This window comes from Bifidobacterium eulemuris, from assembly GCF_014898155.1.
In the GTDB taxonomy this organism is placed as follows: Bacteria; Actinomycetota; Actinomycetes; order Actinomycetales; family Bifidobacteriaceae; genus Bifidobacterium; species Bifidobacterium eulemuris.
Window position 1 is genome coordinate 2,804,523 of the sequence record NZ_CP062938.1, and the last position, 12,375, is coordinate 2,816,897.

General features: G+C 64.6%; 6 protein-coding genes and 1 pseudogene. 3 read left to right on the plus strand and 4 right to left on the minus strand.

The window, feature by feature from the left end:
* Complete coding sequence (locus tag BE0216_RS11405) at nucleotides 1-1,713, plus strand: dipeptide ABC transporter ATP-binding protein (RefSeq protein WP_094637057.1); 1,713 nt, start codon at nucleotides 1-3, stop codon at nucleotides 1,711-1,713.
* A 74-nt stretch (nucleotides 1,714-1,787) separates the two neighbouring features.
* Here BE0216_RS11405 and BE0216_RS11410 read toward each other — a convergent pair whose 3' ends face one another.
* Nucleotides 1,788-2,309 carry an NUDIX hydrolase gene (locus tag BE0216_RS11410; RefSeq protein ID WP_094637189.1) on the minus strand — a complete coding sequence of 174 codons (522 nt, stop codon included), beginning with the start codon at nucleotides 2,307-2,309 and terminating at the stop codon, nucleotides 1,788-1,790.
* A 158-nt stretch (nucleotides 2,310-2,467) separates the two neighbouring features.
* Nucleotides 2,468-4,060 (minus strand): aminopeptidase P family protein, encoded by a 1,593-nt coding sequence (locus BE0216_RS11415; protein WP_094637058.1) that lies wholly within the window; start codon nucleotides 4,058-4,060, stop codon nucleotides 2,468-2,470.
* Nucleotides 4,061-4,316: 256 nt separating this feature from the next.
* Between BE0216_RS11415 and BE0216_RS11420 the strand changes: the two are divergent.
* Nucleotides 4,317-5,795: pseudogene (locus BE0216_RS11420) on the plus strand (bifunctional folylpolyglutamate synthase/dihydrofolate synthase); the annotation flags it as partial.
* Between the two features lie 51 nt (nucleotides 5,796-5,846).
* The gene (gene smc, locus BE0216_RS11425) at nucleotides 5,847-9,434 is read left to right on the plus strand and encodes a chromosome segregation protein SMC (RefSeq protein WP_094637059.1); all 3,588 of its coding nucleotides are present in this window, start codon (nucleotides 5,847-5,849) and stop codon (nucleotides 9,432-9,434) included.
* Between the two features lie 223 nt (nucleotides 9,435-9,657).
* On the opposite strand, the gene BE0216_RS11430 is transcribed toward smc, so the two are convergent.
* Nucleotides 9,658-10,653: a lipid II:glycine glycyltransferase FemX gene (locus BE0216_RS11430; RefSeq protein ID WP_094637060.1), complete on the minus strand. Its 996-nt coding sequence runs from the start codon at nucleotides 10,651-10,653 to the stop codon at nucleotides 9,658-9,660.
* A gap of 47 nt (nucleotides 10,654-10,700) precedes the next feature.
* Nucleotides 10,701-12,248 carry a Mur ligase family protein gene (locus BE0216_RS11435; protein WP_094637061.1) on the minus strand — a complete coding sequence of 516 codons (1,548 nt, stop codon included), beginning with the start codon at nucleotides 12,246-12,248 and terminating at the stop codon, nucleotides 10,701-10,703.
* Between the last annotated feature and the right edge of the window lie 127 nt (nucleotides 12,249-12,375).

Here is a 12,375-nt window from a genome sequence, read left to right on the forward strand (position 1 = left end):
ATGAGCGAACTACAGCAAGGCGATCTCGCCGCAATCAAGAACCTCAGCGTCTCGTTCATGACCGACGCGGGCTCCATCAAAGCCATCGACGACGTCAGCTTCACGATTCCGCGCAAAACCGTGGTCGGCGTGGTCGGCGAGTCCGGCTCGGGCAAATCCGTGACCGCACGTTCGATCATCAAGCTGCTGCCGGAAACCGCCACCGCCGCAGGGGCGATCTATCTGGCCAAACGCGAGAATTCGGACGAGCTGGACGTGCTCAAACTCGACGGCGACGATCTGGCGAACATGCGCGGACGCGAAGCCGCCATGGTGTTCCAGGAGCCCAATTCGGTGCTCAATCCCGTCTACACCATCGGATGGCAGATCGAGGAGGGGCTGCGCGCGCACGGGCTGACCGACAAGAAACAGCTGCGTGCCAAAACCATCGATATCCTTGAAAAAGTCGGCATCCCCGACGCGCGCACCCGCGTGGACTACTATCCGCACCAGTTCTCCGGCGGGCAGAAGCAGCGCATCGTCATCGCGATGGCGCTGGTGCTCAACCCCGGCCTCATCCTCGCCGACGAGCCCACCACGGCGCTGGACGTGACCGTGCAGGCGGAGATCCTCGATCTGCTGCGTCTGGCGCGCGACGAATTCGACGCCTCCGTGCTCATCATCACGCATAATATGGGCGTGGTCGCCGACATCGCCGACCAGGTCGTGGTGATGTACCGCGGCCATGTGGTCGAACAGGGCGACGTGGAGCAGATCTTCTACCATCCCCGGCATGAATACACGCAGCGTCTGCTGGCGGCCGTGCCGCGCATCGGGCAGAAGCTCGTCGTGCGTGACCGCGAAGGCAACCCCATCGAGCGTAAGGGCGACTGGCGCGAGCAACCGGTGGCGGTCGAGGCCAAAGGATTGACCATCACCTACCCTGGACGCCTGATGCAGCCCGACTTCAAAGCCGTCGACGGCATCGACTTCACCATCCACCAAGGCGAGGTGTTGGGACTGGTGGGGGAGTCCGGATCCGGCAAATCCACCACCGGACGTGCGATCGCGGGCCTGCAGAAGGTCTCCGGCGGGTCGCTCAACGTGCTGGGCATGGAGATGAACGGCGTCAAGGAACGCGATTTCAAAGCCAAACGCGCCGACATCGGCTTCGTGTTCCAGGATCCGGGCTCCTCGTTCAATCCTCTGATGACCATCGCGCAGAATGTGGCCGAGCCGCTGATCGTGCACAAAAAGTATGGCTCCGTGTCTGAAGCCAAGGATTATGTGGGCGACCTGCTGGAAATGGTGCAGCTGCCGCGCGCCTACATGAACCGTTTCCCGCATGAGCTGTCCGGCGGCCAGCGCCAGCGCGCCTCACTGGCCCGCGCTTTGGCGCTGAAGCCCTCGCTGCTTATCGCCGACGAGCCGACCTCCGCGCTCGACGTGTCCGTGCAGGCCAAGGTGCTGGAACTGTTCAAGCAGCTTCAGGCCGAGATCGGCTTCGCATGCCTGTTCATCACCCATGATCTGGCGGTGGTCGACATGCTCGCCGACCGCATTATGGTGATGCACAAGGGCGAGATTGTGGAATACGGCGACGCCAGCCAGATCATCGAACGGCCGCGCAACGCGTACACCCAGAAGCTGATGGCCTCGCTGCCGGTGCCTGACCCGATCGAGCAGCGCGAGCATCGCGAACGCCTGCATGCGCTGCTCGCCGCCGAAGCATAGGAATTCGGTGTTCGCGACCGCGGCCTCGACGTAGTCGGCAGTCGTATATGTCGAAGCCGCGGCGAACACGGACGTCAGCGCTGCGTGCCGTCGTATCGGAACAGGGCGTGGGCGTCGCCCTTGGCTTTGTTCTCGATGAACGTGCGGAATAGGGCCAGACGTTCCACGGTGCTTTTCGCCAACGGCTCGGGCAGGTCGTCCATGGCGAACCAGCCGACGTTCAGGCTCTCGTCATCGCCCACGAAGGGTTCGGCGTTGCCGCCCGGCGCCACCTCGCACAGGAACGAATGGTCCATATACTGCGCGATGTCGCCATTCACATAGGTCATGGGATTCGGGTCGGAGGTGACGGACACCAGGTCGGTGACGACCGCGTCCACGCCCGTCTCCTCCTTGATTTCGCGCACCACCGTGTCGGCGGGCTGCTCGCCCGGCTCATTGATGCCGTAGACCAAAGCCCATTCGCCGGTGTCGGAGCGGCGGCCGAGCAGGATGCGGCCCTGCCCGTCGCGCACGAGACCGGTCACGCCCATCATCCACAAGAGATCATGACCGATCTTCTTACGCAAATCGAGTACGAATTGCGGCGTTGCCATAGTGATCTCCTTGCTGCCATTGGCGATATTAATGCCGTCATTCTGAGCGGAGGCGGAGCCGGAGTCGAAGAATCTCATCATGGTGACTGAGAGATTCTTCGACTCCACTGCGTTCCGCTCAGAATGACAGGGGCGTTTGTCGGGAGTGACGGACGGCGTCAGGCCTTGGCGGCCTGGTCGCGCATCCAGGCTTCGACCTCGTCGATCTCCTTCGGGATGCCGGCGGAGATCCATTCGGGGCCGTCGGCCGTCATCAGCACGTCGTCCTCGATGCGGATGCCGATGCCGCGGTATTCCGGCGGGATGAGCAGATCGTCCTCGCGGAAGTACAGGCCCGGCTCGATGGTGAAGATCATGCCCTCACGCAGCGGCGCGCCTTGATACGCCTCGAAGCGGGCCTGCGCGCAATCGTGCACGTCAAGACCGAGATGGTGCGCCACGCCGCAGGCGAGCCAACGGCGGTGATGCTGGCCTTCGGGGGAGAGCGACTCCTCCACGCTCACCGGCAGCAGACCCCACTCGTGCAGACGCTCCGCGATCACGCGCATGCAGGCATGGTGGATGTCGGAATACGTGGCACCGATCTTGGCCGCCTCGAAGCCGGCCTGCTGGGAGTCCAACACCGCCTGATACAAGGTCTTCTGGAAGTCGGTGAACTTGCCGTTGGTGGGGAAGGTGCGGGTGATGTCGGCCGTGTACAGGCTGTCGACCTCCACACCGGCGTCCACAAGCAGCAGGTCGCCGTTCCTCACCACGCCGGTGTTGCGCATCCAGTGCAGGATCGGCGCGTGCGGGCCGGAGGCGATGATCGAATCGTAGCCCACGGCGTTGCCCAGCTCGCGGGAAACGGAATTGAACGCGCCTTCGAGCACACGCTCGGAACGCGGTTGGTCGAGCGTTACCGGCAGGGCGGTGAGCAGACGGTCGAAACCGGCCTTGGTGGCGTCCACGGCCTTGCGCATCTCGCCCACCTCATAGGCGTCCTTGGCCATACGGGCCTCGGCGGCGAACTCATGCAGCTTGTCGTCGTCGGCCGTGTTGCGATCCGGATTGTCGAAACCGTTGGCCTTGCGGATATCCTCCACCATGGCGGTGATCTCGGGATCCGTCTCGCGCACCACGCGCACGCGCACCGCGCCGGCCTCGGCGCCCACATCCTTGCCCAAAGCGTCGGCCAGCTGCGCGATGTCATGGGTTTCGATACCCGTCATCGCGGCCATCTCCTTCAATCCCGCGCGCGGGCCCACCCAATACTCGCCGTAGTGGGCGTTGCGGAAGAAGTCGGTGGTGCTGTTGTCGGCGCGCGGGGCGACGAACAGTTCCGGCGTATGGGTCGCGCCGGCCTGCGCCTGAGGCGAGTCGGGGTCGAGCGGATTGAGCACCAGCACCGCGCCGGCCTCGTAATCCACGCCAAGACCCGTGTAATAGGCGAACGAGGTATCGGGGCGGAACATGTAATCGCAGTCGTTGCTGCGCACCTTGGGCTGGCCCGCGGGAATCACGATGCGCTCGCCCGGGAACGCCTTGCCCAGCGCCTCAAGACGGGCCGGCGTGTACTTCGCGGCCTCGAGCGGCGCGATATCGGGGTCGTCGTCGGCCCAACCGGAACGCATGAACTCTTCGAAGGCGCTCGACTGCGGACGCAGCGAACGGTTGTTCACACGGTCGGCGACCGCCTGCTCGCCCTCGGCCGCGGCGGCTTGTTCTCGAGCCTCGTATTCCTTGTCTTTGTCGGTGATGACCTCACCCATGCTCAACACTCCTTTGCGTGTTCGCTCGCGATATGAATACCGCACCCCATCGTAGTCCGAACCCTGATAACGAGTTGGCACTTCGAGCGTCGAGTTGGCAGCCGCGCCGCGAACCCGTCGGAGGTGATCCGTGGTATCTCGCCGATGCGCGAACGTGGCTCCGGCAACCAGGTGCCAACTGGAGGCATGAAGTGCCAACTCGAGGTTGAAGGCAGCGACTAGAATGGGGGAAGTTTGCACACTATGAGAGGAACCCATGTCATTCGAGCATCCGAACCGGAACAACGAGACCATCCGCGACGTCGAACTGGACATCATGAGCCGCCCGACGGAGCATAACACCACGAATCTCGACCTCGACCGCATGAGCCTGATCCTCGACATCATGGGCAACCCCCAGGAGTCGTTCCGCGTGATCCATGTGACCGGCACCAACGGCAAAGGATCCACCGCCCGCATGGCCGAGGCGATCTGCCGCGCCTACGGCATGCGCACCGGCCTGTACACCTCGCCGCATCTGGAGAAGGTCAACGAGCGCATCGCCGTCGACGGCCAGTCGCTCTCCGACGACGACTTCATCGACGTGTGGGATCAGACCAAGGATCTGGTGGCGCTGGTCGACGCCAAAATGGAGGAGCTGGGCAAACCGCGCATGAGCTTCTTCGAGGTGCTCACCGCCATGGCCGTCTGGAAGTTCGCCGACGCGCCGGTGGATGTGGCCGTCGTCGAGGTCGGCATGGGCGGGCGCTGGGACGCCACCAACGTGCTCGATGCCGACGCGGCGATCATCGGACCGATCGATATGGACCATATGCAGTGGCTGGGCGGCACGGTCGAGCGGATCGCCGGCGAGAAGGTCGGCATCATCAAACCCGGCTGCACCGCCGTGATCGGCCCGCAGCCGCACGAGGACGTCGTGATGCCGATTATCGAACAGGCCGCGCAGGCCAACCATGCCACGCTGGTGCGCGACGGCTACGAGATGGAGGTGCTCGAACGCATGCCCGCGGTCGGCGGACAGGTCGCCACCCTGCGCACGCCGAACGGCACCTATGAGGGCGTGCCGATCGCCAAATTCGGCGAACACCAGGCGCATAACGCGCTGGCCGCGCTCGCCGCCGCCGAAACGGTGATTCCTGTCGCCGGACCGTTGGACGGCGATGTGGTGGCCGAGGCGCTCAGCCAGGTCAAGGTACCCGGACGTATTGAGCAGATCCGCAATTCGCCGACGATCATCCTCGACGGTGGCCACAACGTGAACGCCGCCGAAGCCCTGCGCGGGGCCTTGGAGGAGAACTACGACTTCAAGCAGCTGGTCGGCGTGGTCGCCATGATGCGCGACAAGCAGGTCGAGGAGTATCTCGGCGTGCTCGAACCGCTGCTGTCCGCCGTGGTGGTCACAGAGAACTCCTGGCGCGAGCGCGTCATGCCCGCCGACGAGCTCGAACAGGTCGCCGTGGAGGTGTTCGGCCGCGACCGTGTGTTCAAGCAGGCCGAACTGCCCGACGCCATCCAAGAGGCGGTGAATATGGTCGACGCCGAAGACGAGGTGGGCGTGGGCTACGGCTACGGCGTGCTGATCTGCGGCAGCTTCGTCACCGCCGGCGACGCGCGCGCGATGCTCAAAGAACACGCCAGCCCGGTGATGAAGCAGGCGATAAGCATCCATCAGCCGGCCGTCGAGCCTGACGACGAAAGCGCGGACTCGGACGAGTCCGACACCGACGATTGGGATATGCCTCTGGACGCCGACGCCGCCTAGAGACCGACGCGGAAGCGACGCATCATGTATCTTAAGGAACTCACCCTCCGCGGATTCAAATCCTTCGCCTCGTCGACCACGCTGCGTTTCGAGCCCGGCATCACCGCCGTTGTGGGCCCCAACGGCTCCGGCAAATCGAATATCGTCGACGCGTTGACCTGGGTGATGGGCGAGCAGGGGGCGAAGAACCTGCGCGGCACCTCCATGGAGGACGTGATCTTCGCCGGCACCTCGTCGCGCCCGCCGTTGGGACGCGCGCAGGTGAGCCTGACCATCGACAACTCCGACCACACGCTCGACATCGACTACACCGAAGTCACCATCTCGCGCACCATCTTCCGCAACGGCGGCTCGGAATACGCGATCAACGGCTCGCAATGCCGTCTGCTCGACATCCAGGAGCTGCTCAGCGACACCGGTTTGGGCCAGCAGATGCATGTGATCGTCGGACAGGGCCGCCTGGACGCGATTCTGCGCGCCGACCCAAGCGGCCATCGCGCGTTCATCGAAGAGGCCGCTGGCATCCTCAAACACCGCAAACGCAAGGAACGCGCGCTGCGCAAACTGGCGAACACGGAAACCAACCTCTCCCGTCTGGACGACCTCTTAGGCGAAATCCACCGCCAACTGGGGCCTTTGGGCAGGCAGGCGCGCATCTCCCGCCGGGCCGAATCGATTCAGGTGAGTCTGCGCGACGCGCAATCGCGCCTGTACGCCGAGGACGCGCAACGCTCGCTGGCCCGACGCGAGTCGGTGCGCGGCGAACTGGCCGAAGTACGCGGGAAACTCGCCGAAGCGCAGCGTGACCTGGCCGAAGTCAAAGTGCGCATCGAACAGGTGGAGGCGTTGAGCTCCCAGTCCAATCCCGCCATCGACGAGGTGAACCGGCAGTGGCGCGAGCTGTCGCGGCTTGAGGAACGGTTCACGTCGCTTTCCGACGTGGCCAGGGAACGCGTGCGCTCTCTGCAAGGGCAGATGGTGACCAATCTGGGCGAGGATCCCGAACTGTTGGAGCATCGCGCCAAGGAGCTTGAGGAGCAGGCCGCGGCGCATGCCGCCATGGTCGACGACGCGCGGCTCGCCTTGGACAAAACCACCGAGGAGCGCGCCGACGGCGAGAAGAAGCTCGCCTCCGTGCGGCAGACCCTGACCGAGCTGCGTAAAACCGCTCAGGAACGTGACACCCAGATCGCCCGTCTGCGCGAGATGATCGCCCGCGAGGAGTCGGCGGTGCAGTTGGCCGAAACGCGGGCGAAGGATTTCTCCGCGCAGCGCGACTCTCTGAGTACGCAGCACGACGAGGCCGTGTCGCAGCGTCAGGCGTTGGAACGCGAATCCGAGGAATCCGCGGATGACGACGGCAAGGCTCTGGACGAGGCGCGCGCCGCACTCGCCCAGAGCCGTGACGCTTTGAACGAACTGTTGGACCGCCAGCGTGACGTGAACGCCAAAGCGATCTCGTCGCAGGCCAAAGCCGACGCGTTGCGCGACACCTTGGAAAGCCGCAACGCCTCCGGTGCCTTGGAAAGGGATGAGAAGGTCGGTGCGTTGGGCCGATTGACGGACGTCATCGTCGTGTCCGAAGGCTGGGAGGAGGCCGTCGCCCACGCGTTGGACCAGTTCGCCAGCGCCATCATCGTGCCGGGGGAGGAGCATATGCTGCACGCCTTGCGGCGCGCGCATGAGGACCGTCTCGGCAAGGCGGTGCTGCTGCATCCCGTCGATGGCGATGATACGGACGCCGCCGACGGCGCGTCGAGCGCGTTGTGCGCGGCGCGATTGGTGTCCGAGAACACGCATGGCGCCGCCAGTGGAAAGAACACGGCTATCGTGTCCGCCGTGCGTCGGCTGTTGGCGGATATCGCCGCGGTGGAGACGCTTGACGACGCCATAACCGTGGTGCGCGACAGCGTGGCGAACGGCGGTCCCTGGCGGCAGGCGGTGACCAAGGACGGCGAGCTGGTGAACGCGGTCGGCGCGATCGGCGGTTCGTCGCTGTCGCAAAGCGATCTGTCGTTGGCGGCGCGCCGCGACAAGGCGCTGCGTCAGGTCGAAGAGTTGACGAGGCAGGGCGAAACGCTCGCCGAACAGGTGGCCGAGGCCACGGCCCGGCGCGACGCGGCCGGCCGCGTGGTCGACGCGGAGACGGCCAAACGCACCGAGGCGCGCTTGAAGGCCGAACAGGCCGCCAAGTCGTTGAAGGCCGCCGACGACCGTGTGGCCAACATCGAACGGCAGATCGCCGCGGTGGACGCCAAAATCAACGACAACGCTGAAAGCCGCGAGGCGCATCAGCTCAAACTTGATGATCTGAACAGAGCGTTGCACGCGGCCCAGAGCTCGGCGGACGAGCATGCCGATTCCGACGAACTGTCCGAGCGTGAACGGCAGCTCGAGACGGCGTTGAACACGGCTCGCGAGCATGAGGTCGCCGCCAAAATCGCATGGACCGAAACCAGTCGAAAAGCCGAATCGTTGGCAAGGCAGGCGGGTCTGCTGCGCGACAACGCCAAAGAGGCGGTTGAACGGCGCGCGCGGATCGAGGCGTTGAACGAACGGCGCGCGGCGCAGTCCGAACGCATGGCGGCCATCGCCGACCAGGCCGCCGAGGCCGCGCGGCTGGTGGCGCAGGCCGTCGCCGGAGTCGTCGCCAAGCGTGAGGAACTGCAGGCGGCCGCCTCAAGCCATGACGAGGAGCTGAAGACGCTGCGCGCGCGCCGCAACGAGATCGAACCGAAGGTCACCGATCTGACCGGACGCGAACATGTGCTTGACGTGAACCGCGAACGGCTGGCCGCCGAACACGGGCAGCTCACCCAGAAGGTCTCCGACGAGCTGGGCATGACCCTGGAGGAGCTGATCGCCGGATACGGCCCCGACCAGCCGGTGCCGGTATTGGACGACAACGGCAATCCCGTCCCGCTTGAAGAGGGGGATTACCAGACCGTGCCCTACAACCGTGCCGAGCAACAGAAACGTCTTGAGAAGGCCAAACGCGATCTGGCCGCGTTGGGCAAGATCAACCCGCTGGCGACGGAGGAATACGACGCGCTGCAGGAGCGCAACAAGTATCTCAACGACCAGCGCGCCGACGTGGCGAACAGCCGCGACGACCTGATGCGCTTGATCAAGGAGCTCGACGCCACGATGGTCGACGTGTTCGCCAGCGCCTTCGAAGACACGGCCAAAGCCTTCGAGCAGATGTTCTCCACGCTGTTCCCGGGAGGCCAGGGCCGGCTGCGCTTGGAGAACCCCGACGACATGCTCACCACCGGCGTGCTGGTCGAGGCCAGTCCGGCGGGCAAGCGCGTCAAACAGTTGAGCCTGCTGTCGGGCGGCGAACGTTCTCTGACCGCGCTGGCGTTGCTGTTCGCGATCTTCACCGCGCGTCCCAGCCCGTTCTATGTGATGGACGAGGTGGAGGCCGCGCTCGACGATGTGAACCTCACCCGACTGATCAACGCGTTCAACGAATTGCGCGAGCATGCCCAGCTCATCATCATCACGCATCAGCAGCGCACGATGAGCATCGCCGACGCCCTATACGGCGTGACCATGCGCGCGGACGGCGTCACCGCCGTGGTCAGTCAGAAGCTCGAACGCGAGGCGTGAGCGGCCGTCCTGAATTGGAGATGCCTCGACTCCGCTCGGCATGACGAGGGGAGTCGAGGCATTCAGAGCGATCTGGGATGGATCTTCCTGACGTGAGGGTAAGGAGCTTCCGGTCGGGCTGACGGGGTCGGGAGCCTCTCCAGAAGGTGGAGAGGCCGACTATCACGTCCGGTTTGTCGGACGGTGCGGGTTTGGGAGCCTCTCCAGGAAGCGGAGAGGCCGACTACCGCAGACGATGGCGCAACGACTGCAGCAAGCGAAGCGTCCTGTAGAACAAGGACTTCACCGGCACGTCGCGGCCGGGCGCCACGGGGGTGACGTTCTCGGTGAACTTCGTCTTGAACTCGTTCAATCCCTTCAACGAGGGAGCGAAATCCGAGCCGATGCCCATCAGATCGTATTCCGTGATGCCCTGCTCGCCCAGCGCGCAGCATTCCGCGTACAACAGATGGTCCGTCACATGCAGACGCATCACTTCGGACCGCATACCCGCGTAATAGCGGACCGCATGGGTGCCGTTCACCGTGATGATCGACCAGGCGACCACACGGCCGTCGATGCGCGCGGCGAACACCCGGCAATGCTCCTCGCCCAACGCGGCGATCATATCGGTGTAGTCGCTGATCGGCGCGGGGGTGAAGCCGTCGCGTTTGCCGGTCTCCACCATCACATCGTAGTAGTCGGTGAAATCGGCCATCGCCTGCCTTGTCTCGTCCGCGCAGAGCGCGGGGCATTCACGCAGCGCCTTGCGCACGTCGCGCCGTCCGCGGCGCTTCATCCGCGCGAGGATCTCGTCATCGCCGCCCGTCACGTCGATCACCACGGTCTGGTCGTAGGGGACGGTGGACAGCACCGGGAAGGTGCCCGCCTCGTACCATAGGTCGATGCGCAGGAACGCGATTTTCGGATCGCGTCCGCGCACGTCGGCCTTCAACGCGGCCACAACCTCGCGTTCCTCGGATTCGGTGGGCTTCTCCTGCCATGTCGGCCCATGCAAGGAACGCAGATAGTGGTAGCCGTGCGTTTCGTAGTCGATCAGGGAGATGACGGCGAGCAGCACGCCGTCGCGCCTGATCAGATAGCAGCCCCACGGCGTGCGCCCGCTGATGCCGGCCTGATAGGCGGCCCAGACGCCGGTCTGTTCGATGGGCAGCTCGATGCCGAGGTCGCGCGCCTCCCGTTCCATACGGGCCGCGTCGACACGCTCCAAGGTGATCATGGTTGTTCCTTCCTTCTCGTTCAGATGCGGCTTTGCGAAAGCCCGGGTCACGCCTCGTCCAGTCCGAGCAGCCGTCGGACGACATGGTCGTCGCCCTCATAGGGCACGTGTTGGCCGTCGATTTTGATCCAACGCTCGTCGCCTTTGCCGATGACGAGCAGCACCGTCAATTGGTCTGGATGCGCGCGGGCGTCCTCGACGGCCAACGCTATCGCCTTGGCCCGGTCGAGTTCGATATCGCAGGCGACCCGCGGATTGGTGAGATACCCCTGCATCTCATGGCAGATGTCGATCATACGTTCGGCGACGGTGTCCTCCTGGGTGAGGATGATGCGGTCCACGCCGTCCTGCAGTCCGGTGATGATGCCTTCGCGCCGGTCCATGGCTTTGTCTCCCACCGAACCGGTCACCGCGATCACGCGGGGGTTGCGTCCGGCGTACTTGCCCGCGATGAAATCGACCAGGGTTTTCGCGCTGGCGTGGTTATGCGCGTAGTCCACATACGCTTCGATGTTGCCGGCGGAATAATGCTCCATACGTCCGGAGATACGCACCTGTTCCAGCGCCGCGAACGCGGGGGAGTCCGATGGGACGCCCACCTGCCTCGCGAGCGCGATCGCGGCCGCCGCGTTGGCCGCGTTGAACTCGCCCTCCAACGCCAGCGACAGCTGTGCGATGGTCTCGCCCCGCTCCCGGAACAGGTAGCGCGAGTCCGCCACATCGACCGCTTCGGCGGTGAGGTCGACGTCGTCGTCGGGCTTGCGCCGGACGGCGAAGGTGCGCACGGGAACCTCCGCGTCCCGCGCGTCGTCGCGGATAAGGTCGGCATACGTGCAATCGGCGCCCAGAACCAGCGAACGGCAGTTGAAGACGATTTGTCGTTTGTTGTGGAGGTAGTCTTCGAAGGTGGGGTGTTCGATGGGGCTGATGTGGTCGGGGGAGATGTTGAGGAAGGCGGCGGCGTCGAAGGTCAGGCCGTGGACGCGTTCGAGTTTGTAGGCCTGGGAGCTGACCTCCATGACGAGGTAGCGCATGCCGTTGTCGGCGGCCTGTCGCATGAGGCGGTACAGGTCGAGGGATTCGGGGGTGGTGAGTTCGGATTCGCTCCAGGTGCGTCCGTCGACGCAGTTGTCGACGGAGGAGAGCAGGGCGGCCCGGCCGCCGCTGTGGGCGTTGAGGATGGCGTGGGTGAAGTAGGCGGTGGTGGTTTTGCCTTTGGTGCCGGTGATGCCGACCACGGTCAGCTCGTCCTGGGGGCGTCCGTGGAATTCGGCGGCGAGCAGGGCCATGGCGGCGCGCACGTCGTCGACGATGAGTCCGACGGCCTTGGTGTGGGCGGAGTGGTCGGTTTGGGCGACGTAGCAGGGCAGTCCGGCCTTGTCGGCGTCGTCGAGGTATTCGGGTCTGAAGTTGCCCTTGCAGAACAGGAGCGTGCGCGGACCGACTTGACGACTGTCATACGTAATATCATCGAACGTCAGATTCGGGGTGTCCGCATGGGCGATATCGTCGGTCCAGATATCGTTGTGGATGATCTCGCGGAGCAGTCGATGTGATTTGAGCGTCTCAACCATCGAGGCCAGCGTCAGGTTCATGCCTGTGTCTCCTTTGTTGTGCTGTCGGATATTCTACCGGCAACAGGAGTCATTGCCCGCGCGGCGGGCCGGCGCGCCCGCCCGTTCCCCATGTCTATCCGATGTCGAACAGCCGTCTGATGACGCG

Coding starts and splice junctions, on each gene's coding strand:
- BE0216_RS11410 (WP_094637189.1), bottom strand. CDS start 2,309: ATGGCAACGCCGCAATTCGTACTCGATTTGCGTAAGAAGATCGGTCAT.
- BE0216_RS11435 (WP_094637061.1), bottom strand. CDS start 12,248: ATGAACCTGACGCTGGCCTCGATGGTTGAGACGCTCAAATCACATCGA.
- BE0216_RS11430 (WP_094637060.1), bottom strand. CDS start 10,653: ATGATCACCTTGGAGCGTGTCGACGCGGCCCGTATGGAACGGGAGGCG.
- BE0216_RS11415 (WP_094637058.1), bottom strand. CDS start 4,060: ATGGGTGAGGTCATCACCGACAAAGACAAGGAATACGAGGCTCGAGAA.
- BE0216_RS11405 (WP_094637057.1), top strand. CDS start 1: ATGAGCGAACTACAGCAAGGCGATCTCGCCGCAATCAAGAACCTCAGC.
- smc (WP_094637059.1), top strand. CDS start 5,847: ATGTATCTTAAGGAACTCACCCTCCGCGGATTCAAATCCTTCGCCTCG.